Annotated in this window: 16 protein-coding genes; 7 read left to right on the plus strand and 9 right to left on the minus strand. The window is 39.8% G+C overall.

Going from position 1 to position 21,518, the window contains the following annotated elements; translation table 11 throughout:
• Positions 1 to 79: 79 nt before the first annotated feature.
• From Q4591_RS16125 to cmoA, 7 genes are read right to left on the minus strand one after another with little or no spacing between them, the layout of a single operon-like run.
• On the minus strand, positions 80 to 1,225 hold the full coding sequence (locus Q4591_RS16125; protein ID WP_102437196.1) for a DUF3541 domain-containing protein: 1,146 nt from the start codon (positions 1,223 to 1,225) through the stop codon (positions 80 to 82).
• Positions 1,203 to 3,008 (minus strand): hypothetical protein, encoded by a 1,806-nt coding sequence (locus Q4591_RS16130; RefSeq protein ID WP_102475515.1) that lies wholly within the window; start codon positions 3,006 to 3,008, stop codon positions 1,203 to 1,205. Before Q4591_RS16130 ends, Q4591_RS16125 begins: the two co-directional genes overlap by 23 nt.
• Complete coding sequence (locus tag Q4591_RS16135) at positions 2,971 to 3,927, minus strand: alpha-L-glutamate ligase-like protein (protein WP_076536381.1); 957 nt, start codon at positions 3,925 to 3,927, stop codon at positions 2,971 to 2,973. The genes Q4591_RS16130 and Q4591_RS16135 overlap by 38 nt, the downstream gene beginning before the upstream one ends.
• A complete protein-coding gene (locus Q4591_RS16140; RefSeq protein WP_102437200.1) occupies positions 3,927 to 5,432 on the minus strand; it encodes an inactive transglutaminase family protein in 1,506 nt (501 codons plus the stop codon). The genes Q4591_RS16135 and Q4591_RS16140 overlap by 1 nt, the downstream gene beginning before the upstream one ends.
• 8 nt (positions 5,433 to 5,440) lie before the next feature.
• Complete coding sequence (locus Q4591_RS16145) at positions 5,441 to 6,205, minus strand: ATP-dependent zinc protease (protein ID WP_102437202.1); 765 nt, start codon at positions 6,203 to 6,205, stop codon at positions 5,441 to 5,443.
• A gap of 29 nt (positions 6,206 to 6,234) precedes the next feature.
• A complete protein-coding gene (gene cmoB / locus Q4591_RS16150) occupies positions 6,235 to 7,227 on the minus strand; it encodes a tRNA 5-methoxyuridine(34)/uridine 5-oxyacetic acid(34) synthase CmoB (RefSeq protein ID WP_102437204.1) in 993 nt (330 codons plus the stop codon).
• Positions 7,224 to 7,955: a carboxy-S-adenosyl-L-methionine synthase CmoA gene (gene cmoA, locus Q4591_RS16155; protein WP_102437206.1), complete on the minus strand. Its 732-nt coding sequence runs from the start codon at positions 7,953 to 7,955 to the stop codon at positions 7,224 to 7,226. The genes cmoB and cmoA overlap by 4 nt, the downstream gene beginning before the upstream one ends.
• Positions 7,956 to 8,191: 236 nt before the next feature.
• On the opposite strand from cmoA, the gene Q4591_RS16160 reads away from it, so the two are divergent.
• From Q4591_RS16160 to Q4591_RS16190, 7 genes are all read left to right on the plus strand, one after another.
• Positions 8,192 to 11,023: a transporter substrate-binding domain-containing protein gene (locus Q4591_RS16160; RefSeq protein WP_303461908.1), complete on the plus strand. Its 2,832-nt coding sequence runs from the start codon at positions 8,192 to 8,194 to the stop codon at positions 11,021 to 11,023.
• Positions 11,024 to 11,324: 301 nt separating this feature from the next.
• Positions 11,325 to 13,106, plus strand: a complete 1,782-nt coding sequence (aspS, locus tag Q4591_RS16165) for an aspartate--tRNA ligase (protein WP_102475518.1) — start codon at positions 11,325 to 11,327, stop codon at positions 13,104 to 13,106.
• A gap of 118 nt (positions 13,107 to 13,224) precedes the next feature.
• Positions 13,225 to 13,971: a YebC/PmpR family DNA-binding transcriptional regulator gene (locus tag Q4591_RS16170; protein ID WP_102437211.1), complete on the plus strand. Its 747-nt coding sequence runs from the start codon at positions 13,225 to 13,227 to the stop codon at positions 13,969 to 13,971.
• 15 nt (positions 13,972 to 13,986) lie between these two features.
• Entirely contained in the window at positions 13,987 to 14,508 is a 522-nt protein-coding gene (gene ruvC, locus Q4591_RS16175) for a crossover junction endodeoxyribonuclease RuvC (protein WP_102475520.1), read from the plus strand.
• Positions 14,505 to 15,122 carry a Holliday junction branch migration protein RuvA gene (gene ruvA, locus Q4591_RS16180; protein WP_102437215.1) on the plus strand — a complete coding sequence of 206 codons (618 nt, stop codon included), beginning with the start codon at positions 14,505 to 14,507 and terminating at the stop codon, positions 15,120 to 15,122. The genes ruvC and ruvA overlap by 4 nt, the downstream gene beginning before the upstream one ends.
• 35 nt (positions 15,123 to 15,157) lie before the next feature.
• Positions 15,158 to 16,165, plus strand: coding sequence for a Holliday junction branch migration DNA helicase RuvB (ruvB, locus tag Q4591_RS16185; protein WP_303461910.1), 1,008 nt, complete (start codon positions 15,158 to 15,160; stop codon positions 16,163 to 16,165).
• 733 nt (positions 16,166 to 16,898) lie between these two features.
• Entirely contained in the window at positions 16,899 to 19,496 is a 2,598-nt protein-coding gene (locus Q4591_RS16190) for a TonB-dependent siderophore receptor (protein ID WP_303461912.1), read from the plus strand.
• 93 nt (positions 19,497 to 19,589) lie between these two features.
• Here Q4591_RS16190 and gloA read toward each other — a convergent pair whose 3' ends face one another.
• Complete coding sequence (gene gloA / locus Q4591_RS16195; RefSeq protein ID WP_303461914.1) at positions 19,590 to 20,000, minus strand: lactoylglutathione lyase; 411 nt, start codon at positions 19,998 to 20,000, stop codon at positions 19,590 to 19,592.
• 333 nt (positions 20,001 to 20,333) lie between these two features.
• Positions 20,334 to 21,389 carry an acyltransferase family protein gene (locus Q4591_RS16200; protein ID WP_303461916.1) on the minus strand — a complete coding sequence of 352 codons (1,056 nt, stop codon included), beginning with the start codon at positions 21,387 to 21,389 and terminating at the stop codon, positions 20,334 to 20,336.
• Positions 21,390 to 21,518 lie beyond the last annotated feature (129 nt).

Genomic DNA, 21,518 nt, shown 5'->3' on the forward strand with positions numbered 1-21,518 from the left:
TCATTAGTTTACAGGTCAATATTAAAAAGAGCGTATCACACAGTGATACGCTCTTGAAGGCAATCGAGAACGCGCTTAATTACTTAGCGCTAGGTTTCTCTTTTGTATTGCTGTTAGTTTTAGTGAGATCTTTAGGCGTCACTTGCACCGGCAAATACTTTTTCGTCGCTTTTATTTCAGCAAGGTAAGGGCCTTTATGCAGCTTCTCTGGCCAATCAAGAAGCATCATCGCCAATACATTGCGGTGTTCGCCTGACACCATATTGGGATTACCACGAGGTGACGGGATCAGTTGATACTCAGGGATAAATGACGCCGCAATATGGTTTTGAGTCTTTTTAACCACAGGATGGTTTGGCTGACCCGCTAATAAAAAGCTAATGCCGACTTCTGAAATAATGTCATCGGTTGCATCAGTTAAGATCCTATCAATGTTGTTATTAAAGTAATCTAAAATCCATTGATAATCTTTGGCGTTAACTTGCTCTTGGTAATAACCACTAGAGGCAAAAATAAAGTGTGTCATACCATATAGCTTGTTTCGGTACTGCTTTTTATCAAGATTGTTGTCTTTATCGTCAGGATAAGTCTCGATGAACGCTTGTTTATATACCTCGACATAATCCCCCACATTTAGCTGTTTAGCCCAGTAAACATAATTCACTAACTGTGCGGCCCATGATGTGATCATTTTAGGATCAGTCAAAGCTGGGGTTAAATCATAGGCTTTTAAGCCTTTAATCATTTGCTCATGACATGGCCCCATGAAACCCAGTTCATCGGTGCGACTGGCATAGCGCAATAAAATATCGCTATAGAAAATAAACTCTGGAAACGGCTTAAGGGCTTTTTTACGCGCTTTAGCACGAGGACCTTTACCTAACACGCTAATAGCTTGTTCGGCTTCATCTTCAATAAAATTAGGTTTATCCATATTACAGGCAAAGTAGTTTTGTCTTTCTGTAATGGTGATCAAATCAATTAAAGCGGCATTAGCGTACTTTTCATCACCAGTCATGCGATACATACGTAAACCATAATGCCCTTGAATTCGAGGTGGCAAGGAATACATATTTTGTTCAAGGTTAAGCTGAATTGCGCTTCGAACTTGCTGGTGAGTTAATTGATGGTTATCTCTGGTTTCAGCAAAGCTGCTGGCACAAGTAAGTAGCAACGAAAAGCTGATTAAACTGGTTAAGGATTTAAATTTTCGAATTGCCAACATTAAAGGCTCTCCTGATGATTGATGATGGATCAGTCGGTGGATTAAGTATAATGCTCATTTGTTGGATTAGGGATAAATTATCTTCATTAACTACCAAAATATCAAAAACTTGGCGATTTGTTATTGAAGCGTTAGTGTCTGTATTAATCAAATTAACTAAATTTTGTTGCCAAAGTGGGTGATAGTAATCGAGCCCTTCATTAGCTATGCCGTTAAAGCTATAGGCCATATTTTTTGCATCCGGCCATTGTTGATTAAAACTCGCCTGAAAAGCCTGATTGATGGCGCTATTTAGTTGTTGATTATTTATATCATCCCCTTGCTGCTCAGAGTTTAAATAATACCAAGCGACTTTGCTGCGAAATACCCTAAGTTGCTGTCGATAAGACTCAGCAAATTGCTCTCTCGCTGAAGGGGTTAAATAGGCTAATTGGTGTTGTAGATGACTGCTTAACCAATAATAACCTAATAAATAATTATCTGTTGATACTCCAAGCTTATTTACCAAATAGAATTGGCTGCCTCGAGTCATAGCAGTAATGGCCTCGCTGAGGCTTTTCACCAGTTGCATTGCTTGGCGCCGATTAGATAAATATTTTGGAAAAACCACGCTCGCTTGGGCAAATTGCTGACCGATCACCGGATACCTAATGATATTCGCCATCGAATGCTTACTTGTATGGATATAGAGTTCACCAACTAAACGCTGCTGATGCCACAAGCGATAAGTTGTAATTGGTTCTGATGGTTCATTGACCGTTGCAGTGCCATTGCCAGTACTCGCGGTGGTATTGGTTTCATTAGTGGACGACATATCAGCTTGCACTTGGAGGGGAATCGCTTCGAATTCAAGCCCCAGAGGCGTTAATACATCGACAACTTGCTGAAATAAATCACTACTGTTTTTGGGGCCAAGATAAGGGGTATTTTTTATCTGACTAAGGGTTTTACCGATATTCCAAGGCGCTGTATTAATATTATTGGTTTGGCTTTCTAAGAAGGATAATAACAGCTGATTTGTTAATAACGGCTTTGTTGATAATGATTGGGTTGCCTGTAATGGCGCGCTTTGGGCTTCAGCTGAAGCAATGCTGGGCTCAGGCGCTGAAACTTGCTGCTTAATGGTTTTAATTGTCGCTAATAACTGCTGATTTTTACTTTTTGCCCGTGCTTGATAGGCCTGCCAAGTGGTTTTTCGGCATTGCTCATCTGGTTGTAAAAGTAAGTATTTGGCTAAACTGATCTCAAAAGCAGAGTTTGTATCATCGCGGTTGGTATCTAACTGGCATTGTGCGTTATTAAATACCAATTTCAAATTACTATTACTAAGGTTTCGTCTTATCGTTGCCTGTGCATTGTGTAACTGTGATTTGGTATCGATATCAAGTTGGGCTAGTGTAATCGCGTTAATTTTATTGGCTAATAAAGAGTAGGGCATGTGGCTATCTTCAAGCTCAGCGATAAAACTGGATAATTGAGGCGCTGTTAACAATGCTGATAATTCATCAGCTAAATGTAATTGGCACATTAATAGCCCTTCACGCTGGTTATGAGTGGCTAAGTGGCGGTAGTAATTTAAACGGTCGTTAAAATTGTTAAAGCCTAAGGTTAATTGCTCAAACTGTAATGTTTGGTAAGGGGTTGTTTGCTTTAAATCTAGGGATGCTAAAGACGGTTTGTATTGCAAACATTGTTGCACAAACAGCTGAAGAGGATTGGCAACTGCTTGCGCAGTTGCCAATAAACTAAAAGTTAGGATTACTACAGAAATGCTTTTTGGCATAAGCCACACGTTCTTCCACTGAAACGGCAGGGCCTTTGATAGACTCAACATGTTGCAAGCGTTGTAAAATCCCTCTACCGTTTGCGGTTTGAATTGCAAGTCCTGGTCGAGCATTTAGCTCCAGTAGTAATGGACCTCGCTGCTTATCCAAAACCATATCGGTTCCTAAATAACCCAGTTCACACATTTCATAGGCACTGGATGCGGTATGAAGCAGGGTGTCCCAGTTTGGGACTTGAATTTGTGACAATTCAAATTGAGTATCAGGATGCTTTAAAACAGGTTCATCAAATTGAACAGCAAACAAACTTTTGCCTGTAGCAATATCTAAACCGACACCGACAGCGCCTTGGTGCAAATTAGCTTTGCCATCAGAAGCAGCTGTTGAGCAGCGTAGCATGCCCATTACTGGATAGCCTTTAAACACGATTAAGCGGATATCAGGCACGCCTTCGTAACTAAAACCATCAAAAACCGGATCGAACTCAATCAAGCCTTCAACAATGGCGACATCAGGGGTGCCGCCTAAAGAAAACAACCCACTTAAGATGTTGGAGACATGGCGATAAACTTCAGTCGGCGTCACTTCATCGCCATTAGGTTTATAATAGCGACCGCCTTCCACTTTAGTGATCACCAAAATCCCTTTACCGCCAGAACCTTTTGCTGGCTTTATCACAAAGCCAGTACGGTCGATGACCATTTGCGGAATATCATTGATTTTGTGCTGCTCTTCAACAACACCAATCAAGTCAGGTACGGCAATACCATTGGCTAAAGCTAATTGCTTGGTAATCAGCTTGTCATCCACGCGTTTGTAATATTTACGAGGATTATATTTTCCAATGTAATCGATATTACGCTTATTCATATTTAATACGCCTTTGCGGCGCAGCTCCCAAGGCCAGGCAAAGTTCATTACTGATCTCCAGCCAAAGGTTTAAAGCGTTTAAGCTCTGTGAGACGGTAGCCAGTGTATTGGCCCATCACTAACACCATTGCTAAAATCACTAAGTGAATACCTAAGAAGTTAAATACCCAATATTGGATCCAACTGTTACTCATAGCAAGGTAGGCTAAGGTGGCGACAAACAAGCTACCACCGCCGGCCATCACTACCGCTTTAGGGCCTTCTTCTTCCCATAAAATTGACATACGTTCAATGGTCCATGCCAAAATGATCATCGGGAAGAAGGTAATGGTTAAGCCTTCACTTAATCCCACTTTATAGGAAATAAGCGTAAACAAGCCGATAATAAATATCACTACAATAATGACCGCGGATATTCGGGATATGAGCAATAAGTTAAGTTGCGATAAATAGGAGCGGATCATCAAACCAAAGGCGACAATTAACAAGAAGCCAATTAAGCCGGTCAATAATGTGGTTTGAATAAAGGCTAATGCAATCAGTACCGGCATAAAGGTACCTGATGTCTTGATACCGATAATCACTCTTAAGAACACCACCACAAGCACGCCAATTGGGATCAATAAAATCCCTTTGAAGGTACTTTGTTCTTCTAGTGGTAATTGGTACAAAGAAAAATCCAGTGCATCTGAGTTTTTCATCATATCGATAGAGGTTGCCAGTGCTGAGCGTGTTTCTTGCAACATTGAAAAGTTAACTTGCGAGTTACTGCCACCAACAACATCTAACACCGATTGGTTATTGTGTTGCCATAAAACCAAGTTATCAGGACGGCCTTGTTTGTTGCCTTCAACATCAAATAAAACCCATTCACCATTATGATAAACCTGCACATAAGGATTGAGTTGCTGACGACGACGTTGGTCTTCTAGCATTAGACCACTCACTTGTTTTGCAGGAACGCCTTTAGAGTGCAGCATTTGCAAAAACAACTGGGTACGAGTGTTAACTGATAATAACAGTGCTAAATTCTGCGATTGATTAGTGTCGTTAATCACTGACATTAACTGCTGTGCGTAAGAAAGGTTATTAGCACTGCGCTGCCATACATCGTTCATGATTTGGTCAGCGGCGCCTTTTTCAGTGACTTGCCATAAAAAGGGTTCTGGTGTTTCAGGTACTTCATCTTGGGTGACGTCAAGTTGACCTGTCGGTACCAGTGTTACACGGTAATATAAGGATTGACGTCCAGAGGATTCACGAATTGACCAAACTGCTCTTCTGTCAGCCCCTTCTGAGATATTTAGACCATATCCCGGTGAGGTAGCATTTTCTGAAAGTACATCAAATGCAGGATCTTGTGGCAAAGAGAGTGATACTTCGGTTGGGTTATTATTACCATTAAACATCACTTTTGCTTCCACTGACCAGCTTTGAACCTGCTGACCAGGAAGGAAAGGGACGTTGTGTTCAACGCTGCGATAAATACTGGCTGCAGTACCGAATATAAATAATAACGCGACGAAGATAAAAAACGGTTTACGTGAATGCATTAGAAGTCCTATTTAACTTTTGTCGTTATTTGTTTGTCTTTTTTTCCATGAATATAGCTCTGGCCGACATCGACTACAGCAATATCTTTCATAAATTTACGACCAAGTAGTAAGGGATAATCTAAATGGCTACGATCGGTTAAGTTTAAGTCAGTTTCAGCGGCGTATTTACCAATTTGCAGGTGGGCATGAATAACGGGGCGGCGATCATCAGGTTGTTCTGCATCTTGTTTAATGCGCACAAAACGTTCAACTTTATGTTCAAAAGTATCCCCAGGTTGATCCTCTCCATTGATCATTACATCGAAGCGAACCCATTGAACGCCATTACGTTCAAATAACACAATATTGCGGGCATCTAATGATGACGATTCAGCGCCAGTATCAATACGCGTTGCAAAAGCGGCTTTTAATTCGTCAATAAAAACACTTTCTACTTCACCCAGAACAAACTTATCGGTTATTGCTGACTCAGGACACTGAGGTGGTTCATTTAATTGCGCTAATGCAACGGCATCAGCATCCATTTTTTCAGATTGTTTGGTAAGAGTATCGGTGATTTGTAACCTTAATTGTTGTACTTCTTCGTTTAAGGCAACAATTTCAGGTGTGGCGCTAATACATTGGCTATTAATCGCTTCAATAATAGCGGCCTGAGAACTGGCTAAATTTGAAGTAAACTCTTCACTACCAACCGGAGTTACTTTTTCTGTTGAAGCACAGCCGGTGATTAACGCGGCTGTACAAGATAAAATAAATACCTGCTTTAACATGATAATTCCTGTTATTTTAATAATCTAGGTTAAATTAAGTCGTGATTAGGTTGGTTCTTTATTGCAATAATCGTTGCACGTTTGGGTGCAGGGTAACCTTCTACCGTTAAACTAACATCATTTGGATCAAGATAATCCACTAACGACTCGTTTTTCATCCATTTAGTTGAGCGCTGTTCTGCCATAGAGGTGACATCAACATCGACACAACGGATATCGGTAAAATCGCATTTTTTAAGCCATAACATTAACGCATCAACGGAGGGTAAAAACCATACGTTGTTCATTTTGCCGTATCTGTCTTCTGGCACTAAAACCGCATTTTCATCACCATCGATAACTAAAGTTTCTAATACCAATTCGCCGCCCATACGCAGTTGATCACGTAACTGCATTAGATGGTCGATAGGTGAGCGGCGGTGATATAACACTCCCATAGAAAACACTGTATCAAACGCATCAAGTGCTGGCAGTTCTTCAATTCCTAATGGCAATAAATGAACAGGATGCTGATTACCCGCTAAACGCTTAACGGCTTCAAATTGGCATAAAAATAACGGCGAAGGGTCAATACCCACGACACGTTTTGCGCCAGCCCCTAGCATGCGCCACATATGGTAGCCGCTACCACAACCTACATCTAGCACGGTGCGATTCTCTAACGGTGAAATATGTGGTTTTACTCGATCCCATTTCCAGTCACTGCGCCATTCGGTATCGATATCAATACCATGAATATTAAAAGGACCTTTACGCCAAGGTTGAAACAAGCCTAAAAGGTTTTCAAGTTTTTCAGTTTGACCTGCAGTTAATTGGCTGCCATCGCCAATTTTGACACCATTGAATAAATCGATGCTTGTTGGAGTAGGGTAATTAAGTTTGTTAAGGACTTTTTCCCATTTAGGTAAATTGCCGTGTTTATGTTCACGTTGCCACTTTCCTAAAATAGCCGGTAATTCTTCCAACCAGTGTTGTAACGATGAGTCGGCAATTTGTTGATAAAAAGAGCTGAAACTAATCACTTGATAGCCACCATAGATGCGAAATTAAAACATTGGAACCATACAGTTGAATGACTAAAGCCATTATCAGTAAAGCGTTGTTGGTGGATTGTTAAACTGTCTGGGCGCATCACATTTTCAAGTGCGCTGCGTTTTTGGCTGATTTCTAACTCACTGTAGCCATTAGCACGTTTAAAATCGAGGTGTTGTTCATACAGCAATGATTGAATCACATCATCTTCAAAGCAGAGCTTTTCTGAGATCACTAAAATGCCGCCAGGCAATAAGCCTTGAAATATTTTTTTGATCAGGCTATCTCTATCTTGTACCGGTAAAAACTGTAAGGTGAAATTTAACACCACCATCGATGCATTGGTGATTTCTACATCTCTAATGTCACCACAAATTAACTCAACCTCAGTATCACTGACATAAGCCGCGAGATTTTCCTGACATCGAGAAACCATAGACTCGCTATTATCTACTGCGATAATACGGCATTGGCGTTGTTCAATTTGACGACGAATACTTAAGGTAGCAGAGCCTAAGGAGCTGCCTAAATCATAAATATTAGAATTTGGCGTTACATACCTATCAGCAAAATCACCTATCGTATTAATGATTTGTGCATAACCAGGTACAGAACGTCTGATCATATCGTTGAACACACCAGCGACGCGATTATCAAATTGAAAATCTGATATTTTGTCAGTTGCTGTGGCGTAAATTGTGTCTTGTTGAGAGTTCATCTGCAGTAACTTAGGAGTATTATATTGTCATTCTAGCTAATCCTAACAAATAGCAGCAAGTATCCCATTGGAATTTTTGTAAATTATTTTGTTTATTGGCTATTTTCTCGGTAAATTATTCACCTTGTTAGACAATTAGTCGATATAAAACGGTATGATGTACAGTAATTAAAAATAATCAACAAACACATAACCTTTTTCTTCAGAGAAAATACATCTTGCACAAGGGATAGCGCTTGAAGTTCACTCAATTTATATTTGTCATCATAGTCAGTTTAGTGCTCACCACTGCTACTTGGGCTAATACCTCCTCAGATGAGATACTAGTAAGCTCACTACCGAAAACAATATCTATTTCAATGAGTGAAGACGCTTACCCTTATCAATTTGTTGATCAAAATGGTAACCCTTCGGGTTTGATGGTCGATTTATGGCACGAATGGTCAGTTAAGAGTGGCATTAAAGTGATTTTTAAGCCCATGCCATGGAAGGAGTCACTCTCTGCTGTTGAAGAAGGTAAGGTCGATGCCCATATAGGAATGGTAGTAAACGCGAAAAGAAAGACAAAATTTGCTTATGCCAATCAAATAACAACATTAAATAATTACGTTTACCTTCATAATGATATCGCCACTAAGAAAAGCATCACAGATTTAAAACCTTTTAAAATAGGGGTTATCGAAGGCACATCTCATCTCGATGATTTATTAGCCATTGAACCTAGTCTCACATTTAAAACCTTCAAAACTAAACGTGAACTCGTGGACGCGGTAATTGATGGCGAGCTATATGCTTTTGCTGCTATTCAAGGTTATTATCAAGGGATTCCGGTTAATTTTGATTTGGCCAATAACTATCAAACTTCCGCTAGGATCTCAGTTAATACAGTTAATTTAGCGCCAGCGGTTGCCAAACGGCACAGTTATTGGGTTGCTGAAATTAACCAAGGTTTTGCGCAAATATCAGCGAAGGTGGTTGATGATATTGAGAAACGCTGGTTTGGCCTGAGACGTGAATCAGGCGGCTTAATGATCGCTATGCAAGTTGAAATTGAGCCGTTTGTTGATATAAACCCTGAAGGTCAACCCCATGGTTTATTTGTCGATATTTGGCAGTTATGGTCTGAAAAAACGGGTATTAGTATCAACTTTATACCTAGCGATATGAACGGTAGTATTAATTTCGTTAAAAAAGGTTTAGCCGATGTACATATTGGCTATCCTGAAAGTGACAGCATAAATACTGGCTTGCATCGAGCTAATCATTTATACACTGTAAAAAGTCGTTTTTTTAGTTACCAAAAAGAATTAACCAATATTAGTCAAGTTGATGGTAAACGCATTGGTATTTTTGCCACATCTCCTTATATTGTTGAACTGAGAACATTATTGCCTAATGCGCAGCTGCGGTATTACGATTCTATGGCTCAAATGGTCAAAGCGAGCCAAGACGGCGATATTGTCGGCTTTGTTGCATCGAGTGCGACTACGTCACATTACTTACTTAATAATAAAAAATGGGCAGATTTCAATCAGCTCACTTCAACTGAATTTAGCACCCAGATTTATAACCTCACCAATGTTGAAAACACAGAGCTTGCTGAGCGTATCACCAATGGTTTCAAGCTGATTAGTTTGCATGAACTAAATAAAATAGAGCGTAAATGGCTGGTTAATAATGACGACCGCACTTTTATTAGCCGTGATAAGCAAATATTTTTAAGTCATAACGAGCAAAAATATTTGGACTCCTTAGGTGCATTAAAATTGGGCTATTTAGACGACTGGGCACCAATGGAATATCAAAATGAACAGGGTGAGTTTTCTGGCGTTAACAGCGACGTCACTGACATTATCTCTAATCAATTAGGAATCGATATTATTCCAGTTGCTTATCAAGATTGGGATAGCCTTAACAATGATATTAAATCAGGAACCATACACATGGTCGCTAGTATGGCCAAGAGTAAATTGCAGCAGCCTACGCTCGAATTTACCGATGGTTACTGGCCATCTCCTTGGGCCATTGCCACCTCACTCACTGAGCAACCACTATTTAATTTAAGTCAATACTCAAGTAAACGGATTGCTGTGGTCAAAGGGTACAGCATCAATAATCAATTAAGGCAACAATTTCCAGGCTTAAAGATCATGCCTGTGGCAGATGTCAAAAGTGGTTTAAAAGCCGTATCTACAGGTCAAGCTGATTTATTTATTGAGCAAGTGGTTACCTTGGCTTATGCACTTAATGAAGGTGGTTTCCCTGATTTAAAAATAGCACTGGTAGCGGATTTAGCAGAGCAAAAAAGTCATATTGGCGTCTATTCAGAACTTAAAAAGCTCATCCCACTAATTAATCGTGCCTTAGAAACTATTGATGAAACAAAGCAGCAGCAAATGTATCAGCAATGGGTGGCCATTGACTTAAGTAGCGAAGCGGATAAATATCAACATTGGTTTAAGATGCTGTTGATAGGGTTAGTTATTGTTAGCGCTATTACATTGTTGGTTATTTGGGGTAACAGGCGGCTGAAGGCAGAAGTGGAGCTTCGTAAACAAGCACAATTAGAAAGTAAATTTGCAGCTGAGCATGATCCTGTGACTCATTTACCTAATCGGTGTTTACTTGATGATAGATTAGCTTGCGCCGTCACCGCTCATCTAAGAGAACAACATAAATTTGCCATTTTATTTATTGATATCGATAAGTTTAAAGCAGTTAATGACACCTATGGCCATCATGTTGGTGATCAAGCATTAGTTGCTATAGCAAATAGCTTGAAAAAAGCGGTTAGAAAATCAGATACAGTTTCTCGATTTGGTGGTGATGAATTTGTCATACTACTGAATAATATCGATAACGCAGAAAGTGCAATTAAGGTGGCTGAAACCATTACTGCTAACCTAACAGAGCCTTTGAGGATTGATGGTATCAGTCTAACGCTTACTGCCAGTATCGGTATGGCGATTTATCCTGATGATGGTGATAACGCCATTGCATTGTTAAAGTGTGCTGATAAAAATATGTACCGCAACAAGAAAAGCGCTAACAACTTAGGTTACCAATAAGCTGAATAGTCTTGATTAATTTCTAACAAATAAACTTAAGGCTTGGCAGCGGTTAACCAAAAATGCAGCAGATCCACAAAAAAAGCATTGGATGATGCTTTTTTGCACGTTTATTGTGCTAACTTTTTCCTAAAGCCGCGTTAATTGCAGTAAACTATTTCAAAGCTTGTAGTAAAATAATGTTCGGATTTATTTATCACGTCATTGACGTTGTTTAAGTACTATAGTTGCTAGCATTATTTATCTAATGTTTAACAGAATTATTTTTTAGAACCTATTACCGAATTAAGGGTAGAGTTAAATGCGCAGTCAATATTGTGGAGACGTCAATAAGTCTCATCTTGGTCAAGAAGTCACCTTAGTAGGTTGGGTAAACCGTAGCCGTGATTTAGGTGGCGTGATTTTTTTAGATCTTCGTGACAGAGAAGGGATTGTACAAGTTGTTTATGATCCGGATTTAGAAGATGTTTTCAAGGTTGCCAGTAGTTTACGTGGTGAATTTTGTGTACAAGTAAAAGGCGTGGTGCGTGCAAGACCAGAAAGCCAAATTAATGCACAAATGAAAACCGGTGAAATTGAAGTATTAGGTAAAGACTTAGTTATTATCAATGCTTCTGCGCCGTTACCACTAAGCATGGATAACTACCAAAACAATAGTGAAGAGCAGCGTTTAAAATACCGCTACTTAGATTTACGTCGCCCAGAAATGGCTGACAGAATCGTATTTCGCTCTAAAGTGACTAGTGCTGTGCGTCGTTTCCTTGATGACAGCGGTTTTTTAGATATTGAAACGCCAATCTTAACCAAAGCTACACCAGAAGGCGCTCGTGATTATCTAGTTCCAAGCCGGACCTATAAAGGTCAATTCTTTGCCTTACCTCAGTCACCACAGTTGTTTAAGCAATTGTTAATGATGTCTGGTTTTGACCGTTATTACCAGATCGTAAAGTGTTTCCGTGATGAAGATTTACGTGCAGATCGCCAACCAGAATTTACTCAAATAGATATCGAAACTTCTTTCATGTCGTCAGATCAAGTGATGGCGAAAACTGAAGAAATGGTTCGTGGTTTATTTAACGACTTATTAAATGTCGATTTAGGTGAATTTCCACGTATGCCATATGCAGAAGCCATGGCACGTTTTGGTTCAGACAAGCCTGATTTACGTAACCCACTAGAGTTAGTGGACATCGCTGATTTGGTTAAAGACGTAGAATTTGCAGTATTCAGTGGTCCAGCTAACGATGTCGAAGGTCGTGTTGCGGCATTACGCATTCCAGCAGGCGCATCTTTGTCTCGCAAACAAATTGACAACTACACTAAGTACGCTGGCATCTATGGTGCTAAAGGCCTAGCGTGGATGAAGATTAACGACTTATCTGCTGGCATTGAAGGTATTCAATCACCAGTACTTAAATTCTTAAACGAAGAAATCGTTAACGAAATTATCAGTCGCACAGGTGCGCAAACTGGTGACATCGTGTTATTTGGCGCTGATAAAGCCAATGTTGTTGCTGAAGCAATGGGAGCACTACGTCTTAAAGCCGGTGAAGATTTTGACCTACTTGAAGGTGAATGGCGTCCATTGTGGGTTGTTGACTTCCCAATGTTTGAGAAAATTAATGGTGGTTTCCACGCTGTTCACCATCCGTTTACCGCAGCATGTGATGTTACCCCGGAGCAATTAGAAGCGGATCCAGCCGCTGCGATTTCAGATGCATACGATATGGTATTAAATGGCTGTGAATTAGGCGGCGGTTCAGTGCGTATTCATAATGCAGAGATGCAAAGCGCGGTATTCCGTATCTTAGGTATTTCAGATGAAGAAGCCAACGAGAAGTTTGGCTTCTTACTTGAAGCATTACGTTATGGTACACCACCTCATGCAGGTTTAGCCTTTGGTTTAGATCGCATTATCATGTTAATGACAGGTGCAAGCTCAATACGTGATGTAATGGCATTCCCTAAAACAACCACTGCGGCATGTCCGTTAACTAATGCCCCAGGTTTTGCTAACCCGCAGCAGTTAGTTGAATTAGGTATCAATGTTATTCCGCAAGAGAAGCCCGCTACTGAAGAGTAATCTAAAGTTTGGCTACATTGATAAAATAACAAACCGAGGCATATGCCTCGGTCTGTTTTTATAATACCTAAGTGTGTAATCTAACAGGTATTGAGACCGGAAATTTAAAGGACTTACCATGGCTGGACACAGTAAATGGGACAATATTAAGCATCGTAAAGCGGCCCAAGATGCCAAGCGTGGCAAATTATTCAGTAAATTTATTCGTGAGTTAACCGTTTCAGCACGAGAAGGCGGATCAGATCCAGATGCTAACCCGCGTCTACGCGCCGCAATAGACAAAGCTTTATCAAATAATATGACCCGAGACACGGTAGAGCGCGCAGTAAAACGTGGTGCCGGCGAGCTTGATGGTCAGCAGCTTGATACCATTATTTATGAAGGGTACGGCCCAGGTGGCACCGCAGTGATGGTTGAAACCATGACCGACAACAAAAACCGAACTGTCTCTGGCGTACGCAATGCATTCAGTAAGTCAGGTGGTAACCTAGGCACCGATGGTTCTGTCGCTTATATGTTTACAAAATCTGGGGTCATTTCATATCCAAATACTGTCGATGAAGATCTACTGATGGACGCTGCCTTAGAAGCGGGTGCAGATGATGTGGTTTCCCATGATAATGGTGCATTTGATGTACTCACCACGCCTGATGCATTTGGCAGTGTTAAAGATGCCCTAGATGCTGCTGGTTTTGAAGCAGTAAATGCCGAAGTCACCATGATTGCCGGTACTAAAGCCGATTTAGATGCTGATACTGCAGCTAAATTTATGCGCTTGATCGATAATTTAGAAGATCATGATGATGTTCAAGAGGTTTATCATAACGCTGAAATATCAGACGAAGTAATGGAAAGTCTAGGTTAAGGAAACCTTAAAACCGTGACAACAATATTAGGCATTGATCCTGGTTCACGAATTACCGGATACGGCGTCATCAAGTGCCAAGGCAGACAACAACTGTATTTAGGCAGTGGCTGTATTCGAACCTCAGCAGATGATTTGCCGACTCGATTAAAACAAGTTTTTGATGGCATTACAGAAATCATCAAGCAATACCAGCCGGATCAATTTGCCATTGAACGGGTTTTTATGGCAAAAAATGCCGATTCGGCTCTAAAGCTTGGGCAAGCACGCGGCGCCGCCATTGTGGCGGCCATGAATGCTAATTTGCCGGTTGCTGAATACAGTGCAACCCAAATTAAAAGTGCTGTTGTGGGGACGGGGCGCGCGCAAAAAGCGCAAGTTCAGCATATGATCCAGCAAATTTTTAAATTGCCTGCTGCGCCTCAAGCTGATGCTGCTGATGCACTTGGCGTTGCTATTTGTCACTACCACACTTATCAAAGTTTAATTGCGCTGGGTGGAAAAGCTCAAAGCCGCACATATGGAAGATACAAATGATTGGAAGATTATGCGGATTGGTGGTTGAGAAACAGGCCCCAGAAATTGTACTTGATGTTAATGGCGTTGGTTACGAGTTACAGGTACCAATGACCAGTTTTTACGAGTTACCGGAATTAAACCATACCGCAATGCTATACACCCACTTTGTGGTACGTGAGGATGCGCAATTACTTTATGGTTTTATTACTAAGCAAGAGCGGGCGTTATTTCGCTTATTAATAAAAACCAATGGTGTCGGCCCTAAACTGGCGCTTACCATTTTGTCAGGTATGACCGCTGGCGAGTTTGTTAATTGTGTTGAGCGTGATGATATCGTGACCTTAGTAAAACTTCCCGGTGTCGGTAAAAAAACTGCAGAACGCTTAGTTATTGAAATGCGCGATAAACTGAAAAGTTTACTCGAAGCTTCCGTTGGCTCCGAGCGTGAGTTTGCATTGCAAACTAACTATCAACCTGCAGTGGTTGAAAACAATGCCGAAGAAGATGCTATTGCCGCACTAGTATCATTAGGCTACAAACCCGCGCAAGCGAGTAAAGCGGTTATAACAGCTTATTCAGACGGCATGACCAGCGAAGTATTAATTAAAGCCGCGCTAAAATCGATGCTTTAACTCCGGTATTTAATTGCTTAATTAAAGAGATATAAATGATAGAAGCAGATCGCTTAATACAACCACAAGAATTTGAGCAAGAAGTACATATTGATAGGGCGATGCGCCCTAAAATGCTTGAAGACTATACAGGTCAAGATGATACTCGCGCCCAGCTTAAAGTGTTTATAGAGGCAGCGCTTAAACGTGAAGAGGCCTTAGATCATATGTTGATTTTTGGCCCTCCAGGTTTAGGTAAAACTACGCTGGCGATGATTGTTGCCAATGAAATGGGTGTAAATATTAAGTCTACTTCAGGACCTGTACTTGAAAAAGCGGGCGATCTCGCTGCACTACTGACAAACCTTGAACATGGTGATGTGCTATTTATCGATGAAATACACCGCTTAAGCCCAGTAGTGGAAGAAATTCTCTATCCTGCAATGGAAGATTATCAATTAGATATTATGATTGGTGAAGGACCTGCAGCACGTTCCATTAAACTGGATTTACCACCCTTTACTCTAATTGGCGCCACCACCCGAGCAGGGGCGTTAACGTCGCCTTTGCGCGCCCGTTTTGGTATTCCACTGCGTCTTGAGTTTTATAACGTAAAAGATCTTTGTACCATTGTGACTCGCTCAGCCAAAGTCATGGAATTACCCATCGATGAGCAGGGCGCCTTTGAAATTGCAAAACGCTCAAGGGGAACGCCTCGTATCGCTAATCGTTTGCTTAGACGTGTTCGAGATTATGCAGAAGTGAAACATGATGGTTTTGTGTCAGCTGATGTGGCACAAAAAGCACTCGACTTACTTGATGTTGATTTAGAAGGCTTTGATTATCTAGACAGAAAATTATTATTAGCCATCATTGATAAGTTCATGGGCGGGCCAGTGGGTTTAGATAACCTTGCCGCAGCTATTGGTGAGGACAGAGAAACCATTGAGGATGTATTAGAGCCATTTTTAATCCAACAAGGCTTTATACAAAGAACACCACGTGGCCGAATTGCAACAGATAGAGCATATCTGCACTTTGATATCATAAAACCAGCAGTTTAATTTGCTGTAATAAAAAATGGAAAGCTAAGGCTTTCCTTTTTTTTTACTTATAAATAATGGTGCAGTATTGAATAAATATTCATTATTAACTTATCGACGAATTGTAACATTTATAAATGATTAAAAATAAAACATACCGGATGGCATAATACTCAATTGTTAAATTGTAATAACCTAACACCTGCTTGTGTTGTACTTGTTAAAACCTAATGCTATTTAATTGAGCCATACAAACATTCCTACAGATAAAATTACCTTTCATTGTTATAAATATACTTGTTTAAATAATAACCACAGTTATTAATTCTATAAAGACCCAGTGCTGGTGCGGGTTACAGTGTTTTAGATCCTAAACAGATCTTAAACTGAATAAAAACTGACTAAATAAATTTTATATGGCGCAAGGTTCAATAATATTGTGTGATCCTTGTCACATATATTTGTTTTGATAAGTATTAAAAATGTTACTTTTGCACTAGATGATAACACTTTATTTGATGGTTATTGGCAGTGTTATTCACTGCTAAGTAAAATAAATTCTATTTTAGCGCGATAGCTACTTATTAGTGTTAACACTTGCACTTATAAGTTATTAACAAAATAACGGTCAAAAGTTAAAGGTTAGTGGTTTGACGAAATATCTCTGGTTATACAGTATCTAGTTCAACGCAAATTTAAATACTTATTTAATTGCGTACATAGAATAAGAAAAGATATCACCAGGGAGCTACAAATGCTTAAAAGATCTAAATTATCAAACAGCGTAAACGTCGCGTTATTAGCGTCAGTTTCAGCTGCTTCAGCCGTTTCGGTAAGTGCTTACGCAGCAGAAGAATCTGCTAACGTAGAAAGAATTGCAGTAACCGGCTCCCGTATCCAACGTCAAGACATGGAAACAGCATCGCCTGTAACAGTCATTGATGCCAGTGCTATTCGTGCAGAAGGTTTCACAACAGTTGATGAGCTGTTACAAGCCCAAACGTCAATGGCTGGTGCAGCAGTTGGTTCTAGTACCAACAATGGCGCAGACGGTGTAGCACAGGTTGATTTACGTGGTATGGGTTCACAAAGAACTCTAGTACTACTTAACGGCCGTCGTATGGTTAACTCAGGTTCTGGTGCTGATAGTGCCGTAGATTTAAATTCTATCCCGGTTGCCATGATTGCCCGCGTTGAAATCTTAAAGGATGGCGCATCAGCCGTTTATGGTTCTGATGCCATAGCTGGCGTAGTAAACATTATCACTAAGAAAGATTTCGAAGGTTTACAGGTTGACGTCCTAGGCGGTATGACTGATAAAAGTGATGGTGAAAACGGCGAAATCAGTGCACTTTATGGATTTAATACCGATACAGGTAACTATACCTTTGGTGCTGCTTATTCTAAACGAGAAGGTGTAGTTCAATCTGATCGTGATTGGAGTGATGCCGGTAATAGCTCATTTACTCCGCAAGGTGGTTTTATTGGTGATGGTATCGATGAAGATGGTAACCCTATAAAAGAAATGAAAAATTTCGATGGCACTGATTGGGTGTCTCAAGATTCTGGTTACGATTATACTCAAGATAGTTGGTTTCAAACACCTAGTGAACGTTACAGCATTTTTGCTAACATGGTTCAAGAGTTAGGAAATGATATCGTACTAACTGGTGATTTCTTGTACACAAATCGTCAGTCTAGTCAACAATTAGCAGCTCAGCCAGCTGATATTATGCTAAATGTCTGTGGTGCTGATGGTATTGCCGATGATGTTCCTTGTATGACCCTTGATCAAAGTATGATTGATGGTGGAATTTCAGCAGACAAAACTGGACGAGTTAATTATCGAAAACGAATGAATGATGTTGGTCCACGTATTTATTCTCAAGATACTGATACATATAGAATATCAGCAGGGTTAGCTGGTTATGTTGATATAAATACAGGTATGGACTGGGATGTTTCTTATACCTATGGAAATAATAAGGCTAAAACTTCTGTAGCTAACTCTATTAATGCCGTTAACATGGAAAATTCAATTTATGACAATCAAGAAGCATGGTTTAGTGGTGATCCATTATCTCAAGCTATTATTGATGATGTCAGCTACCTTGAACAAGCTGATGGTGGTAATGAGCAACATACTTTATCCGCAGGACTAACGGGTGAATTATTTGATCTAGATGCCGGTGCCGTAGCATTTGCTATTGGTGCAGAATATCGTCATGAAAGTGGGTATTACAACCCAGATCCAGTGATTGTTGCTGGTGACGGTACTGCTGCGCAGCAAGATGCAACAGACGGTAGTTACAGTGTACTATCAGTTTTTCAGGAAGTAAGCGTACCGTTTACTGATAAATTAACTGGTGAATTTGCATTACGCTTTGATGATTACTCAACATTTGGTAATGCGACGACATGGAAAATAGGTTTAACTTACGAAGCTACAGATGACTTAATGCTGCGTACAGTTGCAGCCACAGGCTTCCGTGCACCAAGTGTTTCAGAGCTATACGGCGGTAACACAGGTTCTTTTGATTACCTAAGCGACCCTGCTAAAGTAGCACAAGACCCTCAAATTCTAGTGAACTACACTTCTGATGAAGATTTACAACCTGAAGAATCTGAATCATACACGGCCGGTTTAGTTTACTCTCCACACTATATTGATGGCATGTCTATTACTGTTGATTACTGGAGATTTAAAGTCACTAATGCTATTTCAAGAAGAAATATCCAGTCTGAAATGAATAGCTGCTATGGCGGTGTTAGTGAATCTTGTGAATTAATTAATGTTACCCATGAAAATGCACTTATAGGTGAATGGACTGGCTTAACCAATCAGTTAACTAACATTGGTTATCAAGATACTTCTGGTATTGATTTCAATCTTGCTTATACTTTTGAAGGGTTAGGTTTAGATTGGAGAATAAACAACGATACGACTTATCTTTTAAACTTTGAACAAGATAACGAAGATTACACTGGTACAATCGATGGTAACTTTGGTGCTTATGCGAACTTAAGAAATAACTTCAGTATTCAAGCATCACGCGGAGACTGGAGCGTAATGTACTTTAACCGTTATATTGGTGCGATGGATGACCATTATACTGTATATGATGATAATGATGATCCTCATGCAGCTCTTAGAGAATCTAAGTCAGTTTTATACCACAATATATCAGGTACTTATCATATTAATGATGATATGACATTGAGTATGGGTGTTAAAAATCTAACGGATGAAGAACCATCTACTGTTTCTAACGGAAGTGACGGCGGAACAGTGCCAGAAGTATACGACGTTATTGGTCGTCAATACTATGCTGGTTTCTCAATGAAGTTCTAGGCAATAAAGCTTACTTGAGCCCAATAAAAGCCAGCTAACGCTGGCTTTTTTGTATTTCAACTTAGCGACAATCTCAGCTAGCTAACTTAGTGACTAACCTAAACCCTGAGTCGCAGACTTCATTTGGATGAGCTCAATTTTGTAACCATCTGGATCTTCTACAAAGGCAATTTCAGTACTACCACCGGCAACAGGACCTGGCGCACGCGTGATATTAGCGCCGGCCGCAGCAATAGCTTCGCAGCGGGCGTAAATATCATCTTCGCCAATAGCTAAGTGCCCAAAGCCTGTGCCTAAATCATAACTCTCTGTACCCCAGTTGTAAGTCAGTTCAACCACGGCTTGCCCGGTTGATTCATCACCGAAACCGACAAAGGCGAGGGTGTATTGATATTGTTCATTTTCTGATTTTCGCAACAATTTCATACCCATAACTTGGGTATAAAATTCAATACTACGGTCAAGGTTGCCGACACGGATCATGGTATGAAGAAGTTGTGACATAATATTCTCTATAATTGAATGTATGTAAGTAACTGTTCAAGCATAACAAATTTTCATCTGAGATATAAAATTGATTTCAGGTTAAAATTTACGTTTTAGTTCACAGTTTTGTTGTTAAACAATAGGAAAATAATTATTAAAAGCTAAAATTAACTTATATTCATTTGGAGACAAGATAATGACAACAGAACTAAAAATGGCTCTTGGTACCTCAGTAGTAATCGCAGTATGTTTCAGCGCATTTTTTGTATCAATGTTTTAAAACTTGCTGAAAATATTCACAAAAAACCGCTTATAGCGGTTTTTTTGTGCCTTAAATTTGACTTGGTCAAACTAAGTACCTGTTTGCTTCTTTTTATGGGTAAATTTTGCAGCTTTAGCAAATATGTTAGCTAAGCAAGAACACAATGGTGCTGAAAACATATAAGGTATTTTTAGTTTATTAATCAGCACTAAAACAGCCAGCGGTGCTAACAGGGCAAAGATAAAACCGATAACAAGCTGTTCGATAAAAGAGTGTATGCCTAGTTGACTTAGTAGTGCTCTAGCGGCTCCGCCCGCAACAACATGCATTAGATATATTGCCATTGAACAGCGACCTAAATAAGCAAAAAAACTTAGGTTAAATTTTGCCAGATGAATAGATAAAGAAACGATAAAACCAATTGAAATTATAGCCAGTAACAAAGACCGTATACCTCTATCACGATATTCTAATGACAGATAACCGTGAAATATCCATTGCCCTAATATGAAAGCCAAAAATAATCCGACAAGGGCTAATTTGCTATCAAGCCACTGTGTTTTTATATGCAGTGAAAAAATAATTCCTAGCACGAAAAAAGCTGTGTTTTCAGTAATATAATTAATTATTTTATCATCTGAAATCATCGAGCTAGTTAAGTACATTATAATGCTGAAAATGCCAAATACAGCGCTGAAGCGTTGTGGTAATAAACGATATGCTAGCGTCGATAATGCAAAGATTAACAATAAAGCATATAAGAACCAAAAATGTGCTCTAGGGGCCCACAACAGTGAAAGGACGTCAGTAAAAGAGGGACTTCCATTGGTGTAGCTAGGTAAAAGTAATTCTAATGAACCTTGTAACATTGACCACAATAAGTAGGGGTAAAAGATAGTATCAATTTTACTGAAAACTAATTTTTTCGGTCCTCTTTTTTGTAATGATGTAACAAAGAATAACCCTGATAAAAAGAAAAAAAGCGGCATGTGAAAACTATAAACTAGGCTATCAGCAAGTTTGTAAAAAGGAACGGGTAAGTCTATGCCCGAATGATAAATGCCACGGGCTACATGTCCATACACCACTAACATAATGCCTATTGCTTTAGCGTATTCAACCCAAGCTGTGTCTTTCTGTGTCACGAAATGTCCTTTTCTAAATGTTGTGCTTCAAACCACAAATAATTCTTGCTACGCATTGAGTATTTAGATGAATTAGCTGTAAAGGTTATGACGGATAGCTGCAAGTATCATTAGCTTATAATGATAGCA

It is taken from the genome of Shewanella sp. 3_MG-2023 (genome assembly GCF_030548765.1).
In the GTDB taxonomy this organism is placed as follows: domain Bacteria; phylum Pseudomonadota; class Gammaproteobacteria; order Enterobacterales; family Shewanellaceae; genus Shewanella.